We start from the raw sequence: 17,578 nt of genomic DNA, 5'->3' as shown, positions 1-17,578 counted from the left end.
ATACAGGATCCCCCGCTCGTTGCGGGGCGCCCGGCTGTGTTTTTGTGCTTTCGGGCGCGGGGATTATCGTCGTGGATGTGTGACGCGAACGTGACGAAAGCGGCGCAAAACGCCGCGTTTCGAGGCTTTACGAAATAAAGTCGAAAAAGTGCGTGTAAGGGCCGATCCGGGCTCAAGTTCGCGAACGGCGTGCCGTTATTTACCGCGCAATTTTTTTTGCAGGGACCGGCGGCGCCATTTCAATGCAGCGCATCCCCCGCGATCGCCTCCGCGTAAACCGCCGCGACCCGCTTCGCGATCACCGCGTTGTCGAAATGCTCCTTCGCATAGCGGCGGCATGCATCCGCATCCGGCAGCTTCACGGTGCCGTTCAGCGCGCCGGCCAGACCTGCCGCAATCGCCTGCGCGCCGGTCTCCGGCAGCACCAGATCCGCCGACAGCCCCGCCACCGCTTCCGGCAAGCCGCCGACCGGCGTCACCAGCACCGGCGTGCCGGACGCGAGCGACTCCACCGTGATCAACCCGAAGCCTTCGAGCGCGACTGTGGGCACGACGCTGATATCGGCCGCGCGATACAGCGCCGCCAGATGCTGATCGGGCACGAAGCCGAGCAGCTTCACGTTGTGCTCGAGCCCGGCCTCGTTGATGCGCGCCTGCAATTCGTCGGCGAGACGCCCCTTGCCGGCGATCAGCAGCAGCACGTCGGGCGCGCTGCGCTTGAGCAGCTTGACCGCGTCGATCAGATCTTCGAGGCCCATGCGCCGCACCAGCCGCCGCACCGCCAGCACGATCGGCCGGTCCTGCGGCAGTTGCAGCCGCAGCCGCGCTTCGGCCCGCGACAGCGGCAGATTGAACTGCTCGACATCGACGCAGCCCGGCACGACCCGCACCCGCTCCGGCGCAATCCCGTAGCGCGAGGTGAGAATCTTGCCGAACGCATCGGACAGCACGATCAGCCGCGACGAACGCGCATACACCGACTGCTCCAGATAGCGCTTCGCGCGCTGGCCGAGCGAGTCCGCGCCTTCGACGTGGCTCTCGTCGGCCCACGGCCCCTGGAAATGCGACACCTGCGGAATCCCGCGCGTCACGTCGAGCCCCGGAAACGTGTAGAGCGCGAAATGCGACGAGATCACGTCGGGCCGCGCGCGGCGAATTTCCGCGCGCAGCGCGCGGCGAGCCGCCATCAGCCGCAGCGGCAGCGACTGCGCGGCCGAGCCGAAGCCGTTGATCGCGCCATTGGTGTCGGCGGCGACCTGCGGCGAGCCGGCGACCACGCCGCGCACCGCGACGCCCGCGCCCGGCAGCGCGCCGACCAGCGAGTAGTACATGCGGTCCAGACCGCCCGCGCGTTCCGGAAACCAGTGCATCCCGATCTGCAGAGATTTGATTGAGCCATTCGTCATGTTGGTGTGCTCCCTGTGCGTTGCTTCTGGAGAATCAGGTTATCGATATGTGGAAAGAAGTGAAGCGGCTGGAATGGCGTGGCATTGCCCGGGGTTGCCTGGCATTGCCTGGAATCGCGCGCCAATCCGACAACAGCCAACCCCATTGCCGCGCTCATTTCGCGCTCTTCTGTCCGGCAAGCTGATTGAGCGTCAGCGCATCGTCGTGCGCGAGCGTCGATGCCTCCGCACGGCTGCGCCGGCGTTTTTTTTGCTGCCCGGCCAGTTGCCGGTACAGGTCGATGTATTGCGCGGCCATCCGCGCCCAGCCGAAACCGCGCGCGAGTTCACCGGCGGCCTCGCCCATCGCGCGGCGCGCGCGTTCGTCGTTCGCGAGTCGCGCGACCGCGGCGGCGAGCGCCTTCGGATCGTCCGGGTCGTCGAGCACGATCCCGCACTCGGGCGTGATGATTTCGGCGCCGCCGGCGGTACGCGCGGTGACGACCGGCAAGCCGGCCGCCATCGCCTCTAACAGCGACAGGCTCATCGCTTCGTAGCGCGATGGAAACACGAACGCATCGACCGAGTGCATCAGCACCGGCATCTCTTTCACGAGGCCGAGAAAATGCACGCGATGCGCGATGCCGAGCGCCTTCGCCTGGTCCGGATACGGACTGCCCGGCAGAAACCCGGCCACCGCGATCTGCACATGCTCGGGCAGATGTTTGAGCGCCGCGAGCACGGTGCCGAGATTCTTGCGCGGCGTGCGCAGATCGCCGACGAACAGCAGCAGGAACGCATCGCCTGGCAGACCGAAGCGTGCGCGCTCGCCGCTGGCCGCTGCGAAGCCGCGCGTATCGACGCCGTTGTAGATCACGTCGACCCGATTGTCCGGCGTCAAACCGATCGCGCGGATTTCGTCGGCGACCTTCTGCGACACCGCGGTGATCACTTTCGAGCGCCGGTACGCCCAGCGTTCGAGCAGCGCGTTGCAGCGCGTATAGACCGACTGGTACGCGGACCACAGCCCCTTCGTGAGCCCGAACGGATAGTACTTGCTGCCGAACCAGCCGCTGTGCACGAAGTGCGAGGTGTTGACGTCGGCCGGCATCCACGTGATGAAGCCGTTCACGTGCAGCACGTCGTATTCGCGCCGGTGCGCGCGCAGCCACAGCGCGCTCTTCAAAGCGAACACCTGCTGGCGCAGCAGATTGGTCGGCCACCAGCGGCCGATTTTCACCGGTGCCCAGCGCACGTTCGGATGCGCGAGCAGCTCGGGCGCGACGTGCGACGCGACCAGCGTCACGCCGATGCCCTCGTCGAGCGCGGCGCGCGCGATCTCGTGGTTGACGCGCCCCTGGCCGTCGTTATGGCGCACTACGTGCGTGACAATGGCGACTCTCAATCCGTGCCTCCGTGGAGAAATTGCATGCGTCGGCGGTTCATTTTTTCGTAATGAACCGCGGAAAGAATCGAAAAAGCGCTCATGAACAGCAGCAGCCCCCCAGTGCCGACCAGCGAGTTCGTAAACACCAGCATCGCGAAGGTCGCGAGACACAGGCTCACGCACGCGGACACGAACTTGTCGTCGCGCATGCGCAGCGACGCGAGCGCGGCGCGCGTGAGCAGCCAGACGATCCCCGACATATAAAGCAGCGTGCCGGGCCAGCCGAGCACGAACGGAATGTTCATCACGCCGCTGTCGAAGTTGCCGTACTGGCCGAGCTGGCCGCTGTCGCTGGACAGTTTGGTCGAGGTGCCGGTCGCGCCCATCCCTTCGCCGGCGACGTCGGTGAACGCGGTCTTCGCGAAGTTCGCGTAGAACTCGTTGCGCGCCGCGTAGCTCTGGTCGTCGTGCAGATTGACGATGGTCGCGAGCCGCGTCTGCATCCGTTCGGCGACCGGGCCGACCGCCAGCAGCGGCACGCACAGACCCGCCAGCAACACCGCGCTGCCGACGATGCGCACCCGCACCTTGTTGTTCGCCTTGATCAACTGGATCAGCAGCGCGATCACCCAGCCGCCCCATGTCGAGCGCACGAGGCTCAGCGCGAACGAGAAGAAGCCGAGGCCCGCGGCGATCCAGCGGACCCGGTGCTGCGCGGCCATCACGAACACCATCGCGCCCATCATCGCGAACGCGAACGGCCCCGACGAATTCATCGTGCTGAACACGCGCACGCCGAGCGGCACCGGGTCGCCCTGCGAGTTCATCTGCGAGCCGAGCATCCACAGCGCGTCCCACTGCGGCATGATGAAAAACTGGATCAGCCCGTAGCCGCCCATCACCAGCATCCCCCAGATGAAGGTATTGACGATGGTGTCGCGGTACTGCGGATACTGGCGCGTGTGCGCCATGATGTGAAAGCCGATCAGGATCGGATAGAGCCAGTTCGCGAGGTCGTAGGTGGCCGCCAGCGGGCCGCTCGACATCACGCCGATCAGGAACGCGTAGACGAGGCCGAGCAGGATCAGCAGCACCGGCAGGCCGCGGCGCTGGCCGAGCAGGCGGTAATAGCGCAGCAGCGACAGGCCGCTGATCATCGTGACCGCGAGCGGCGCGACCTGGATCAGGCTGGTCGGCGTGAACGAGCCCTTCGACCAGTCGGCGAGGCGCCGCACTTCCGGGCTCAGAAACCACAGCCACCACATGAAGCCGAGATAGCGCGCCGGGCTCTTGAAGTAGAGCCACAGACCGGTCAGCACCGCCAGCACCGGGAACGCGAGCGTCAACACGGTGCCCTGATGCGCGACGATCAACAGCGCGGTGACGAGCCAGAGCAGCAGCGGCGGCAGCCATTCCTGGCGGTTGCCGGACAGCAGCCGGCCGCTCGCCTGGGCCGGCGGGACGGCCGGCGCGGCGTGCGGAAGCGTCGCCATCGCTTACAGACCTCCGCGCGATTCGTGCGCGCTCGCGTGCTGGCTCGGCTGCGCTTGTTGCGCTTGTTGCGGTTGTTGCGGCGCGCGAGCGGGGGCGCCCGCCAGCCGCCCCCGCTCGCGCAGCATTTCCTCAGTGATCCTCACATGCTGCTGCGCATAGTGCTGCGTGGTCAACTCGCGCGCGAGCAACCCGGCGGCGGCCGCCTGCGCCTGGCGCAGCGCTTCGCCCGGAGCGGCGACGAAGCGATCGGCGGCGTCGCGCAACGCCTGCGGCGAAAACGGCGGCACGTACGCGGCTTCGTCGCCCGGGAAGTAATCTTCGAGCGCGCCGACGTTGGTGACGATCATCGGCTTGCCGACCGCCGCCGCTTCGAGCATCACGGTGATGCCCGAAGCGTGCGAATTCGGCCGCAACGGCACGACGATCACATCGGCCCAGTCGTACAGCTCGTGCTGCTTTTTAATGCCTGAAAAAAGCGCGATTTCGACATTCGACGCGCGCAGCGACGCCGGGATCCGCCGCCGCGTCGCGAGCTTGACCGTGTAGCGCTGATCGTTGCCGAACGCGCGGATCAGCGTTTCCCAGTCGCGGTCGCGATCGTTGCCGATCGCCGCGATGCGCAGCGGCGTGTGCGGCTGCCACTGCGTGGGCCGCGCAACCGGAAAATCGCGCGTATTGAGGCCATACAGCAACGGCGTCGCATCACGCCCGAAATACCGCCGGCACAGCGCGGCATTCTCGCTCGCGAGCGTGGTCAGCCGGTCCGCGCGCGTCATCAGCTTGCGGTACAGCCAGCTGCGCCAGATCCCATACGACGGCCACTTGTCGAGCAGCCACACGCTTTGCGCGAGCAGCAGCGGCGCCGCATCCGCGCCGGCCTTGCGGCCGCACAGCAGCAGCATCAGCGCGGCGGCCAGCCACTCCTGCTCCGTGTGCGTCCAGATCACATCGGCGCGCAGCATGGCCGCGCGATTGCGCCACGTATGGATGAAATCGAAGCCGAGCGCCGCCTTCAACGCGCGGCGCACGAGCCGCATCGGCCTGCTTTCCTGGGCGTCCTGAGAATAGCTGAGGCTGAACGCGTCGGACTCGGCGTGGTGATAGCCGTACAGACAGCCGATCTCGTCGCCCTTGCGATAGAAGCGCGGATCGGCGCCGTAAAACAGATGAACGTGAACTTCGGTACGCATGCGCTCGCTCTCCTCGCTCACGACAACGCGCGGCGCGCTTCGTGCGCGCCACCGCGTACCGCGCGCCAGCGCGACAGTCGCAGCGGCGCCTGTTTCGACAGCAGGGCGAGCGCCGCATGCGTGAGCCCCGGATAGAGCCGCGTGCCGACCAGCGTCCACCACCACCACGCGGCTTCGCGGCGCAGCGGCGGCAACTGGTCGCGCAGGATCAGGTGGAAGTTGTACGCGGCGTTGCGCAGCGCGGCCATCGTCTGCGCGTCGCGTTTGTCGTCGTCGAAACGCTCGGCCGGGAAATGATCGACGGCGACCTGCGGGTCGTACACCAGCTTCCAGCCGGCGTTTTTCACCGCGAGGCTGAAGGCCATGTCGTTGTGCACCTGCGCGCCCGCGCCGCGCAGCCGCGCGTCGAAGCGGATCGTGCGGACCGCGGCCGCGCGATAGCTCATGTTCGCGCCCTTCAGGATGTCGACCTCGCGCGCGGCGCCGACCCCGAGGTGATGGTTGCCGATGATCCTGCCGTGCGCGGTCACCTTGCCGACCAGCGGCCGTGCGCCGTCGAGCACGCGGCCTTTTTCATGCACCCAGTCGCGTCCGCCGAGCGCACCCAGGCGCGTATCGGCGGCGAACGCGGCGGCAATGCGCGCGACCCAGTCGGCGCGCGGCGCGGCGTCGTCGTCGGTGATCGCGATCACGTCGCCGCTCGCCGCATCGAGTCCGCGATTGAGCGCCGCGACCTGGCCGGGCAGGTCGACCGGCGCGATCACCAGCGGCAGGCTGCTGCGCGTAGCCGGATCGCGCAGGCACGCATGGGTCGCGTCGTCGTCGACGCGCGCGACTACCACCACTTCGTCGGGCGCGCGCGACTGCCGCGCGAGCGCCGCGAGACAGCGCGCCAGATCGGCCGGGCGGCGATAGGTCGGAACCAGTACCGTCACTTTCATCGGGATGTCCTCGTCTGTTCGTTCTGCTGATGTGCGTGGCTCATGTGGTCGGCTCATGTGGTCGGCTCATGTGGTCGGCTCATGGGCTCGGCTCATGTGCTCAGATATTCCTGAGTCGCCGCGTAGCCGCGGTCGTAACCGACCCGCGAGCGCGCCGGCATGCCGTTGAAGATGCCGCCCTGCACATGCACGCCGGCCGCGCGCAGACGCTTGAGCGCATCGGCGATCTCGACTTCGCTATGCATGCCCGAGCGCATCACGAAGAAGGTCGAACCCGCGTACGCGCCGATGATCGACGCGTCGGTCACCGCGAGCACCGGCGGCGTGTCGATCAGGATTACGTCGTAGCGTTTCGCGAGGGCGTCCAGGTACTGCGGCAGCCGCGGCGACATCAGAAGCTCGGACGGATTCGGCGGCCGCCGTCCGCACGACACGAAGCTGAGCCCCTCGACGCTGGTCGTGCGAATCGCTTCCTCCAGCGAAATCTGGCCGCTCAGCAGTTCCGACAGACCGTTGTCCTGATCGCCGCCCACCTGCCGCTCGAGCGCGCCGCGGCGCATATCGCCGTCGATCAGCAGCACCCGCTTGCCGGAGTGCGCGAGCAGCATCGCCAGATTGACGGTGAGAAAGCTCTTGCCGACGCCGGCCATCGGGCCGGTCAGCATCACGATGCGGTTGCGCGCGTCCTGCAGCGTGAACTGCATCGCGGTGCGCAGACTGCGCAGACTTTCGATCGTCACGTCCTTCGGCCGCGCGTTCGCGAGCACCGGGCGCAGCCGTTCGCCGCCGCGCAGGAAGCTGTTTTCGAGCTGGGCCTGCTCGGCGCTGAGCGGCACGATGCCGAACACCGGCAGATGGAACGCGCGCTCCACGTGATCCGGATCGTCGATGCCCTTGAACAGATTGCGGCGCAGGAACACGAAGCCGGTGCCGGCGATCAGCCCGAGAATCACCGCGGCCGACAAAATCAGCGCCTTCTTCGGCTTGACCGGCACGCCCGGGCGCAGCGCGGCGTCGACGATATGCACGTTGCCGCCGGTGCCGGCCTTTTGCACCGACAGCTCCTGCACGCGGTTCAGGAGCAGCACGTAGATGTCTTCGGCGACTTTCGCGTCGCGCTGCAATTGCACCGCCTTCACTTCAGTGGCCGGCAGATCGCGAAAGCGGTCCGCGTATTTGGTGCGCTGCGCCTGCAGCTCGGCCATCTGCTCGCGCGCGGCGACGAGCGTCGGGTGGTCGTCGCCGTAGCGCTCGGCGAGCTGGGTCATCTGCAGACGCAGCGCGGCGATCTGCTGCTCGTACTGCACGCTGCCTTCGAGGTAGACCTTCGCCTCCTCGCTCGCGTTGATCGAGCCGGATTGGCGCTGATACGCGGTCAGCGCGGCTTCCGCGCGTTCGAGGTCGCCCTTCAGACGCGGCTCCTCGCTTTGCAGGAAGTCGAGCATGCGGCTCGCGTCGGCCTGTTTGTTCGACACGTGCTGGCGCAGATACGACTGCGCGAGCGCATTGGCGACCAGCGCCGCGTGTTCGGGATTCTTGTCCTCCAGCGAGATCTGGATCACGCCGGTCTGCTTGCCCTGCTCCTGCACGCTGATTGACGACTGGAATCCGCTGATCGCATCGAGGTCGTTCGCGCGCACCACGATGAACTCCTGACCGGGCCGCGCGATCAGCGTCGCGACGTTCATCGTGACCCCGCCGCCCTGCGCCTGCTCGCCGACCCGGCCGCGCAGCAGCAGCGAGCCGTTCGGCGCGAGCAATTCGTAGTGCTGCTCATCGATCACGCGCAGCGTGAGCTTTTCGCCTTCGAGCGCGGGCGTCACGTCGATCAAATCGAGCTCGACCTTCTCGCCGCCCCAGGCATACGAGCTCAGGCCGAGCCACGGACGTGCCGGCTGCCCCGGCGTCGCAAGCCGCGCGGCGATGTTGCCGAGCAGCGGAATCGTCTTCGGCGTGACGCTGAAGTTCAGCTTCAACTGCTGCACGACCGGCCCGACCACGCCGCGGCTCTTGATGATTTCGATTTCGGCGTCGGTGGCCAGCGACTGCGAGCCGCTCGTGATCGCCGCGCCGGTCTGCGTCTGCGTGAGCGCCTGCGAGGTGTTGTCGGACTGCTCGACGCGCACGTGCGCGTCGGCCGAGTACACCGGCTTGGCGAGATAGCAGTACGCGATCGCCAGCGACACGATCAGCGCGGTGATCGCGAGCAGCCACCAGATGTCGTCGAGGATCACCTGGACCAGTTGGCCGAGGACGATGTCCTCTTCTTCGGTCTTGAGCGGACCGCTCATGTGTGGAGAGAGTTGAGTGCTCACAATTCGATCCCGTTTCGTGTGGTACTTCGGTGTTGTCGAGGTCCCGCGCCGAGGTCCCGCGCCTCGCCCCGCACAGCGGTGCGCGACCGGCGGCGGCGGACCTTCGTCGTCAGCGCGTCAACTGCTTCAGATAGAACAGCGTCTGCACGCTCGGCAGCACCTGCTGCAACACGCGGTTGAAGGTGGTCGACGCGGCGGTGCCGATATACACGACGTCCATCGGCTGCAACTGGAACTGCGAGGACAGCATGATCGAGTCGGGCTGCGTCATGTCGAGGCGAAACACTTCCGGCGTGGTCGGGTGCTCGCGCATCCCGCGCATCACGAAGATCTGGCGCGGATTGGCGTCGGTGTTCAGAATCCCGCCGGCCTGCGTGAGCGCGTCGGCGATCGTCAACTGGCCCTTGAGCATCGGCATCTGCAGCGGCGTCTTCACCTCGCCCAGCACGAACACGCGGCTGTCGCTGCGGTCCGGCACGTTGATCACGTCGCCGTTTTGCAGCATCACGTCCTGGGTGGTGTCGCCGCGATCGAGCATCCGGTTCGCGTCGAGCACGTACAACTGCTTGTTGCGCGTGAGCCGCACGCGCTGGATGTCGGCGTTGTCGGTGGCGCCGCCCGAGCGCGTCAGCGCGTCGACCAGCGTGAGCGGCACGTCGCTGACCGCGAGCGGGCCCGGCTGCCTGACGTCGCCGGTCACCTGCACCTTCTGGCTGCGATACGACAGCACGCGCACGTCGACCTGCGGATTGCGGATGTAGCGCACGAGGCCGCGGGTCAACTGCTCGCGCAGCTCGCCGGTGGTCTTGCCGGCTGCCTGGATACGGCCGACGAACGGGAAAAAGATCGTGCCGTCGTGCGCGATGGTCTGGCCGTACGGATCGGCCTGGCCCGGCAGCGCGGCCGTATACGGCTGCTGCAACGCGCCCGCGACGCTCTGCGTGGTATTGCCGCCCGACGACAGCGTGCTGCCCTGCGGCGTGGTCAGTTCCGGGTGATCCCACACGGTGATGCCGAGAATGTCCTGCGGCGCGAGCCGGTACACGTACTGCGACGGATCGGCGAGCGGCGCCGGCGGCAACAGCTGCGGCTGACTCGCGGCGGCCTGCGCCTGGCTGACGATCAGGTTCGCGGTGATCAGATGGACCGGATAGGTTTCGCTCGGCGCCGGATCGTTGTCCTTCAGGCGCGAGGTGTCGAGATAATTGCCGGGCGCGGTCGCGCAGGCCGACAGCAGCGATGCGAGCAGCAATGCGGCGCCGAGCTTCGCGCGCGGGCTCGCGGGCGAAGCTGCGGCGTGGGGTTTGTTCAGCATATTTTCTGTAGCCATCCCATGACCAGATGTTCGATGAGCACGAGACTCTCCCTGTAGTCGTGTTCCGCACCGCCGTGCGGATCGGCGACGTCCGTATCGGCCAGCCATTTGCCGAGCGGATAAACCTTGCCGCGCGCGGCCCGGTCGAGCGCTTCGACGTCGCTCACCTGCGCGCGCTCGGTGACCAGCACGAGGTCCGCCGCGCGCACCAGCTTGCGGTCGAGCCGGCGCGCGCGATGCGGGCCGGCGGCGACGCCGCGCTCTTCGAGCAGGCGCCGCATCACCGGGTCCATCCGGTGGCCGTCGATCGCGCGCAGGCCCGCCGAGTGAAACGCGATCGGCGCGGCGCCGTCGCGTGCCGCGCGCGCGTGCCGGGACTTGAACAGCATCTCGGCGGCGGGCGAGCGGCACACGTTCGCGTGGCAGACGATCAGAACGTTGGAAAACATGACTCGTTCGCCGGCACCAGAGCTTGCGCGCCGACCCGCGCGGGCGCATTGCGCAGCGCGTGGCGCCGGCCGATCGCGTGGTATTCGATGCCCAGTTCGAGCAGCGCGTCCGGCTCGTACAGATTGCGGCCGTCGAAAACCAGCGGCGTGTTCAACGCGCGTTTGAGCGCGTCGAAATCAGGACTCTTGAAGACCTTCCATTCGGTCAGGATCACCAGTGCATCGGTGTGTTGCGCGGCCGCCATTTCATCGTCGACGAATTGGAGCCGCGCGTGCTGCTGCGGCACGTCGCGCAGATCGAGCGCGAACACGCGCTTCGCTTCGTCGATCGCGACCGGGTCGTACGCCTTCACGCGCGCGCCGCGGCGCAGCAGTGCGGCGATCAGCTCGCGGCTGGGCGCCGCGCGCATGTCGTCGGTGTTCGGCTTGAACGCGAGACCCCACACGCCGAACGTGCGGTCGGACAGATCCTCGCCGAGCCGCGCGACGATCTTCTGCGCGAGGATCTGCTTTTGCGCGTCGTTGACCGCCTCGACCGCTTCGAGAATGCGCAGGTTCGCGCCCTCGTCGGCGGCGGTGCGGATCAGCGCCTGCACGTCCTTCGGAAAGCACGAGCCGCCATAGCCGCAGCCGGCGTACAGAAAGTCGTAGCCGATGCGCGGATCGGAACCGATGCCGCGGCGCACCGCCTCGATATCGGCGCCGACCCGGTCGGCCAGATTCGCGAGTTCGTTCATGTAGGAGATGCGCGTGGCCAGCATCGCGTTGGCCGCGTACTTGGTGAATTCGGCGGAGCGCACGTCCATGTACAGCGTGCGCTCGCGATTGCGATTGAACGGTGCGTACAGGCGCTTCATCAGCTCGCGGGCCTTTTCGCCGGGCACGTCCTCGTCGCAGCCGAGCACGATCCGGTCGGGCCGCGTGAAGTCCTCGACCGCCGCGCCCTCCTTCAGGAACTCAGGATTCGACACGACCGAGAACATCTGCTCGACGCCGCGCGCGGCCAGTTCCGCGGCGACCGCGTCGCGCACCCGCGACGCGGTGCCGACCGGCACCGTCGATTTGTCGACGATCACCTTGAAGCCGGTCATATAACGGCCGATGTTGCGCGCGGCCGCGAGCACGTATTGCAGATCGGCGGAGCCGTCTTCGTCGGCTGGCGTGCCGACCGCGATGAACTGGATCTCGCCGTGCGCGACCGCCGCCTGCACGTCGGTCGAAAAACTCAGGCGGCCGGCGCGGCGATTGCGCGCGATGATCTCCTGCAAACCCGGCTCGTGGATCGGCACGCCGCCGCCGTTGAGCACGTCGATCTTGCGCTGGTCGACGTCGAGACAGAACACGTCGTGGCCGATGTCGGCCAGACAGGCGCCCGTCACGAGCCCCACGTAGCCGCTGCCGATGATCGTCAGGTTCATCTGTTACACCTCGAAAAATAGGTTGATTCGGAGCACTGAGCGCCGGCGCTCAGTACGCGTTGCTGCCCGTGAAGCCCTTCCACAGCGTCAGCGCGACGATCTTCAGATCGAGCCAGAAGGTCCAGTGCTGCATGTAGTACAGATCGAGCTTCACGCGGCCCATCATCTTTTCGATCCGGTCGGTTTCGCCGCGATAGCCGTTGATCTGCGCCCAGCCGGTGATGCCCGGCTTGATCCGGTAGCGGTGCATGTAGCCCTTGACCAGATCCTTGTAGATGTCGTCGTGTTCGAGCGCGTGCGGGCGCGGCCCGACCACCGACATCTCGCCGCGCAGCACGTTGATGAATTGCGGCAGCTCGTCCAGGCTGGTGCGGCGCAGGAACGCGCCGACCGGCGTGATACGCGGGTCGTGCCGGCGCGCCTGGGTGAGCGTGCCGGCCTGCTCATGGTGCAGCTTCATCGAGCGGAACTTGTAGATCTCGAACTCGCGGCCGTCGATGCCCTTGCGCCGCTGGCGAAACAGCACCGGCCCCGGCGAACTCATCTTGACCAGCACCGCGATCGCCAGCATCAGCGGCGCGAGCGCGCTCAACGCGACGAGCGCGAACAGGCGGTCGAATACGCGCTTGGGCAGCACGCGCAGATCGGTGATCGGCGACGCGGCGAGATTGATCGCCGGCACGCCGAGCAGCTCGACCATCGGCTGATTGAACAGCGTCAGGCTGCCGACGTCCGGGATGAAGCGGATGTTCACGAAGTCGTGGCGCAGATCGCTGACGAAGCGATGGATCGCCTTCTCTTTCGACATCGGCAGCGCGAGCCACAGTTCGCGGATCGCGCGCTCGCGCAGCAGTTGCAGCAGGCGCTGATAGTCACGCTCGACCGGCACGCCGTCGATCGACGCGGCCGCGTCCGGGTCCTCGTACGGATTGGTCGTGCCGTTCTCGTCGAACACGACCACCGGCGCGAAGCCCGCTTCGGGACGGCCGCGCATCTGCTCGATCAGGAAGCGCCCATACGGCGCGCTGCCGACGATCGCGACCGCGCGCTGGTTGAAGCCCTCGCGGCGCAGTCCGCGCAGAATCGAATAGACGAGCGTCTTGGTCACGACCAGCAGCGCGATCGTCGCGACGGCCCAATACACCAGCCACAGACGCGACAGGCTGTCCGAGCGGTGCACGCTGAAGCTGATCAGCACGCCGGCCACTTCGACCAGCAGCCAGCCGCCGGCCACCCGCGACAGCAGATCGTAGAGCGGCTTGCCGCGCCACGACTGATAGATCCCGAGCGCCGGGAAGAACACCACGACCAGCAGGCAGCCGAACGCGAGCGACACGCTTTGCATGTCGTCGAGCCATACCGGTTGACCGCTGTGCACGGCCGCCGCCAGCAGCGCGGCGAGCGCGACCATGGCGATGTCGATGATTCTCGCTAGAACGCTCAGCATCGGCTGTCCCTCAGTTCGTCAGTCAAGTGTCGTCCGTCGATTGGTTAATGCGGGTTGGTTGATGCGTGCGCCGGGCATTGCCGCTTTGAATAAAGCGCGTCGAAATGAGTGAATACCCTTGTACATATATCAATAAAGCGGTATTAAAATTCGCACGGCAATACCGCAAAATATCTCAAATTGTATCGGTCAAAATTTCGACATTTTTTGCGGATTTTGAGCGGTAATTGTTGCCGCAATAAAGCTTGACAGGGGCGCTTGGCGAGCGCTGGCGAGACCGTTTTCGCGACCGCTCGCGCGCTGTCGTAGCCCTTGTTCGAAGCGCTTTCGAGACAGCCCGGACGCAGTGTCTTCCCCGGCCGCTGGCATCGCCCCGGCTCGCGCACCACCGTCGACGTCATTCTTGCGCACAATCGAGTGTAAAAAAATCCACGCCAATTTTTTTCAGGTAATTTTTATTTTTTATTGAATATTCGGGAAATTTTAAATCCGTATTGGATAGATTTAATGCGGAATTTGATGGCAATGTGATTTAACGCGCTTTTATTGATTTAGCGGTTCGTGTCAAACTCGACGGCATTCTTCCAGCCTCGAGGAGTTCATCATGACCGCTGCGGCCTCGCTCCCCCCTGCCGGCACCCGGCCCACGTCCGCCCCGGCCAGCGCGCCGGCTTCCCAATGCGCCGCCTCCACCGGCGTCAAACTGAAGGTTCATCCGGTGATTCTCGCCGGCGGCTCGGGCACGCGACTGTGGCCGATGTCGCGCGAACAGCATCCGAAGCAGCTGATCGATCTGCTCGGCGACGAATCGCTGCTGCAATCGACGACCCGTCGTCTCGACGGCCTCGACGCCGGCTATCCGCTCGCCGGCCAGTTGACGGTGGTCGCCAATGAGGAACAGCGCTTCACGACCGCCGAACAGTTGCGCATCAGCGGCAAGCCGAGCCGGCTGATCCTCGAACCCGCGGCCCGCGATACGGCGCCCGCGTTGACCGCGGCCGCGCTGGCGATCGCCGCGCAGGACGAGGACGGCATCATGGTCGTGATGCCCGCCGATCACGCGGTCACCGACAGCGCCGGCTTTCATGCGGCGGTCGCGACCGGCGTGCGGTATGCGGCGGCCGGCCATATCGTCACGATGGGAATCGTGCCGACGCGCGCGGAAACGGGCTATGGCTACATCCGTATCGGCGCGCCGGTCGACGGCGACGCCGATGGCGCCGTCGATGGCGCCAATGCTACGGAGCCCGAAGCATCGAGCGGCAACGTCGCGCACCGGCTCGAGCGCTTCGTCGAGAAGCCGCACCTGGAACTCGCGCAACGCTATGTCGAATCGCGCGAATACTGGTGGAACAGCGGCATTTTCATCCTGCGCGCGTCGACGTGGCTCAATGCGATCCGCCAGTTCCAGCCGGCGATTCACGATGCGTGCGTGAGCGCATTCGGCAATGCGAGCCAGGACGGCGACTTCCTGCGCCTGCAACGCGATGCGTTCAAGGCGTCGCCGGCGAACTCGATCGACTATGCGGTGATGGAGCAGCTCGGCGGCGAAGCGCAGCCGAACGTGGCCGCCGGCATAGTCGTGCCGCTGCGCGCGGGCTGGTCCGACGTCGGCTCGTGGGACGCGATCTGGGACATCTCGGAGAAGGACCCGGAGCAGAACGTGCGTCGTGGCCATGTGATGTTCGAGGGCGCGCGCGCGACCTTCGCGCATTCCGAAGGACGCCTGATCGCCTGCGTCGGCACCGAGAACCTCGTGGTCGTCGAAACCGCCGATGCGATCCTCGTCGCCGACCGCTCGCGCGTGCAGGACGTGAAGAAGATCGTCGCGCGGATTCGCGCGGAAGGCGGCGGCGAAGCGGCCAGCCATCGCAAGGTGCATAGGCCGTGGGGCCACTACGATTCGGTCGACAGCGGCGAGCGTTTTCAGGTCAAGCGCATTGTCGTCAAGCCGGGCGCGCGGCTGTCGCTGCAGATGCATCACCATCGCGCCGAGCACTGGATCGTCGTACGCGGCACCGCGCTCGTCACGCGCGGTGAGGAGCGCTTCATCGTGTCGGAAAACGAATCGGCCTATATTCCATTGGGCGTGACCCACCGGCTTGAAAACCCGGGCAAGATGCCGCTCGAAATGATCGAGGTGCAGTCCGGTTCGTACCTTGGCGAAGACGATATCGTGCGCTTCGACGATACATACGGACGGCAGTGAAACGAGGCGGGAACCTGCGGCGGCGCGAAGACGCCGCGGGGCATGCCGGGCTTATTCCATGTGCGCCGCGTGCGAGACGAGTTCGCGGTATGACGACGAGAAACGTTCGGTCGTGGTGGTTTCGTTTGCGCCGCTCGCGGCGCCCGTAGCGCCGGCCGTTGCAGCCGGCCCGCTCGTGTTGCTCATGTTGCCTGTGCTGCCCGTTACGGCGGCGCTCGCGGCCTCGCCCGGGTAACGGCGCAGCGGTCCGCGCAATGCGCTCGATGAGGTGCCGGACGGCGTATTGAGAGAAGGTCCGGGCGCCCCTTCGGGCGGGATGCTCAATGAGCCATCACTGGGCGCCGCGCCGCTCACCGCGCTGCCGGACGACGTGGGCTCTGGCGCATGACGCAGCGCCGACAGCGGATGCGCTGCCGAGCGCGCCGCATAGCCGGACATCGCGTGGGTCGCTGTTGCTACATTCGCTTGCGCCTGCCGTGCGGCCAGCGCAACCGCCGCCGCTGCGGTCGCGCACTCGCGATCGATCCACTGACGGGCCCAATCGAACGCGAAGCGCTGCGCGTCCGCGATCACCTCGAAACGCGGACCGACGAGGCCCGAACGCTCGACACGCGCGCCGTCCTTCGTGATCTCCACCGACGCGCGATACATCGCGTTGGGCACCTGCTCGACCACCACGTAGATCAGATAACCGCGCGGATCCTCGAACTGCATACCGCGCGGCGCGAGCGACAGCGTCAGCGGCTCGCGCCGCTCATCCACGCTACACGCGCTGGACGTGCCCGGCGCGCCGTGCAAGCTCGCGTGCTGGTCTGCCGCTTCGGATATCCGGTAGCCGTGCGCGGCGAGCGTCGCATCGATCGCCGACAATGCCGCCTGCGTGACGCTGAGCGCGTGCGCCGCCGGTTGAGCGACCGGTTGAGCGACCGCTTGCGGGGCCGGCGTCCCACCGAGCGGGTCCACTGCTCTACCTGCCTGCCGCTGCTGCGTGGCAAGCGGCTGCACCGCCCACACTGCGCGCGCGGCACCGCTCGCAGCACCGGCCGCTGCCGGCGTAGCCGCGCGCAGCGGCGCGGCCTCGTTCGGGAGTCCGGACAATTGCCGCGTGATGTCGCCGATCGGATCGGCCACGCGCCATTGGCCCGGCGCGCTCGATACGCGCGGCGCCTGCCATGACTCGGGACTCTTCCACGACACGCCGCGCAAGGTGTCTTCGCGGCTCGTGCGGGTTTGCGCAACCGGTGCCGCGGGTTTGGCCGCAACGGGCGGCGCCGGTTGGGGAATGTACGCGAAGCTGCGCCCGCTTTGCGACAGCAGGCGGACCATCTCCAGCAGGATGCCGTTCAGTTGCCACTCTTCGAAGCGGCGGCGGCAGGTTGGGCCGGACGGATAGCGTCCTGGCAATCTGGACCACGGTTCGCCCGTGGTCAGAATCCACAGTACGGCATTCGTCACGATGCGCGGTTCGGCGCGCGGCCGGCCGCGCCGGTTCAGACGGATGGCCGGCTCGTCGGAGACGAGCGGCGCCAGCAGCGCCCATTCGTCGTTGTTCAGTTCTTCGAAAAACATTGGATGTTCTCCACGCGGCCTGGCCTGGCCGCGGCGTTGGGCCTGCCACGGGTTCCTGACTTTCACGACCCGTGTACGGCCCCCGGTTGCACAAATTTGTTTTGTACGGTCGGTCTGAATCGGCGATCCCGCCCGGAGTTGGTGCGGTTCATCCCTGTTTCGACGCACAAAACGCGGTCTCACTCGTGCATGGGAGAATTTGTGCACGAAGCATACCATCCCATTCAAGGAGCTGAATATAGTTGAGACAAGTGTTACGGATAGAAACAATATTGTGTTTTTCGCTGCGCCTTCTCACCTATTGCCGTAACAGAAATGCCGTCTTATCCAGCATCGAATCGGCGTGTTGCGGAGCACAAGCGCATTGATCCGCTGCGAATAGCCTTTAGAAATCCGAATGAATGAATCAGTACGCATTTCAATGCGTTTTGATAGTACGCGCGACGGCGTCGGCCGTGC

The 17,578-nt window shown here is 66.4% G+C and carries 12 protein-coding genes; 1 reads left to right on the top strand and 11 read right to left on the bottom strand.

The features are described from left to right. Positions 1-239: 239 nt before the first annotated feature. From LJ656_RS02485 to LJ656_RS02440, 10 genes are all read right to left on the bottom strand, one after another. Positions 240-1,406, bottom strand: coding sequence for a glycosyltransferase family 4 protein (locus tag LJ656_RS02485; protein ID WP_230507681.1), 1,167 nt, complete (start codon positions 1,404-1,406; stop codon positions 240-242). Between the two features lie 154 nt (positions 1,407-1,560). Continuing rightward, positions 1,561-2,790, bottom strand: a complete 1,230-nt coding sequence (locus LJ656_RS02480) for a glycosyltransferase family 4 protein (RefSeq protein WP_230507680.1) — start codon at positions 2,788-2,790, stop codon at positions 1,561-1,563. Beyond that, on the bottom strand, positions 2,787-4,265 hold the full coding sequence (locus LJ656_RS02475; RefSeq protein WP_230507679.1) for a glucose-6-phosphate isomerase: 1,479 nt from the start codon (positions 4,263-4,265) through the stop codon (positions 2,787-2,789). The genes LJ656_RS02480 and LJ656_RS02475 overlap by 4 nt, the downstream gene beginning before the upstream one ends. 3 nt (positions 4,266-4,268) lie before the next feature. Then, positions 4,269-5,456 (bottom strand): glycosyltransferase, encoded by a 1,188-nt coding sequence (locus LJ656_RS02470; protein WP_230507678.1) that lies wholly within the window; start codon positions 5,454-5,456, stop codon positions 4,269-4,271. A gap of 17 nt (positions 5,457-5,473) precedes the next feature. Beyond that, positions 5,474-6,397 (bottom strand): glycosyltransferase family 2 protein, encoded by a 924-nt coding sequence (locus LJ656_RS02465; RefSeq protein ID WP_230507677.1) that lies wholly within the window; start codon positions 6,395-6,397, stop codon positions 5,474-5,476. A 92-nt stretch (positions 6,398-6,489) separates the two neighbouring features. Continuing rightward, positions 6,490-8,715, bottom strand: a complete 2,226-nt coding sequence (locus tag LJ656_RS02460; RefSeq protein ID WP_230507907.1) for a polysaccharide biosynthesis tyrosine autokinase — start codon at positions 8,713-8,715, stop codon at positions 6,490-6,492. A gap of 106 nt (positions 8,716-8,821) precedes the next feature. Continuing rightward, positions 8,822-10,027: a polysaccharide biosynthesis/export family protein gene (locus tag LJ656_RS02455; RefSeq protein WP_230507676.1), complete on the bottom strand. Its 1,206-nt coding sequence runs from the start codon at positions 10,025-10,027 to the stop codon at positions 8,822-8,824. After that, positions 10,021-10,476 (bottom strand): arsenate reductase/protein-tyrosine-phosphatase family protein, encoded by a 456-nt coding sequence (locus LJ656_RS02450; protein ID WP_230507675.1) that lies wholly within the window; start codon positions 10,474-10,476, stop codon positions 10,021-10,023. Before LJ656_RS02450 ends, LJ656_RS02455 begins: the two co-directional genes overlap by 7 nt. After that, a complete protein-coding gene (locus LJ656_RS02445) occupies positions 10,458-11,894 on the bottom strand; it encodes a UDP-glucose dehydrogenase family protein (protein ID WP_230507674.1) in 1,437 nt (478 codons plus the stop codon). Before LJ656_RS02445 ends, LJ656_RS02450 begins: the two co-directional genes overlap by 19 nt. Before the next feature lie 49 nt (positions 11,895-11,943). After that, positions 11,944-13,341 carry an undecaprenyl-phosphate glucose phosphotransferase gene (locus tag LJ656_RS02440; RefSeq protein WP_230507673.1) on the bottom strand — a complete coding sequence of 466 codons (1,398 nt, stop codon included), beginning with the start codon at positions 13,339-13,341 and terminating at the stop codon, positions 11,944-11,946. Positions 13,342-13,945: 604 nt separating this feature from the next. Here LJ656_RS02440 and LJ656_RS02435 point away from each other — a divergent pair. Further along, positions 13,946-15,550 carry a mannose-1-phosphate guanylyltransferase/mannose-6-phosphate isomerase gene (locus LJ656_RS02435; protein WP_230507672.1) on the top strand — a complete coding sequence of 535 codons (1,605 nt, stop codon included), beginning with the start codon at positions 13,946-13,948 and terminating at the stop codon, positions 15,548-15,550. Positions 15,551-15,601: 51 nt separating this feature from the next. Here the strand turns inward: LJ656_RS02435 and LJ656_RS02430 are convergent, their stop codons facing one another. Continuing rightward, entirely contained in the window at positions 15,602-17,119 is a 1,518-nt protein-coding gene (locus tag LJ656_RS02430) for a transposase (RefSeq protein WP_230507671.1), read from the bottom strand. Between the last annotated feature and the right edge of the window lie 459 nt (positions 17,120-17,578).

The sequence above is a fragment of the Paraburkholderia sejongensis genome, assembly GCF_020880815.1.
Lineage (GTDB): Bacteria > Pseudomonadota > Gammaproteobacteria > Burkholderiales > Burkholderiaceae > Paraburkholderia > Paraburkholderia sejongensis.
This window is presented reverse-complemented; position numbering and strand designations above follow the sequence as displayed.

Excerpts from the sequence above, each read along its gene's own strand:
- LJ656_RS02470 (WP_230507678.1), bottom strand. The coding sequence starts at position 5,456 with ATGCGTACCGAAGTTCACGTTCATCTGTTTTACGGCGCCGATCCGCGC.
- LJ656_RS02475 (WP_230507679.1), bottom strand. The coding sequence starts at position 4,265 with ATGGCGACGCTTCCGCACGCCGCGCCGGCCGTCCCGCCGGCCCAGGCG.
- LJ656_RS02435 (WP_230507672.1), top strand. The coding sequence starts at position 13,946 with ATGACCGCTGCGGCCTCGCTCCCCCCTGCCGGCACCCGGCCCACGTCC.
- LJ656_RS02430 (WP_230507671.1), bottom strand. The coding sequence starts at position 17,119 with ATGTTTTTCGAAGAACTGAACAACGACGAATGGGCGCTGCTGGCGCCG.
- LJ656_RS02465 (WP_230507677.1), bottom strand. The coding sequence starts at position 6,397 with ATGAAAGTGACGGTACTGGTTCCGACCTATCGCCGCCCGGCCGATCTG.
- LJ656_RS02450 (WP_230507675.1), bottom strand. The coding sequence starts at position 10,476 with ATGTTTTCCAACGTTCTGATCGTCTGCCACGCGAACGTGTGCCGCTCG.
- LJ656_RS02445 (WP_230507674.1), bottom strand. The coding sequence starts at position 11,894 with ATGAACCTGACGATCATCGGCAGCGGCTACGTGGGGCTCGTGACGGGC.
- LJ656_RS02485 (WP_230507681.1), bottom strand. The coding sequence starts at position 1,406 with ATGACGAATGGCTCAATCAAATCTCTGCAGATCGGGATGCACTGGTTT.
- LJ656_RS02455 (WP_230507676.1), bottom strand. The coding sequence starts at position 10,027 with ATGCTGAACAAACCCCACGCCGCAGCTTCGCCCGCGAGCCCGCGCGCG.
- LJ656_RS02440 (WP_230507673.1), bottom strand. The coding sequence starts at position 13,341 with ATGCTGAGCGTTCTAGCGAGAATCATCGACATCGCCATGGTCGCGCTC.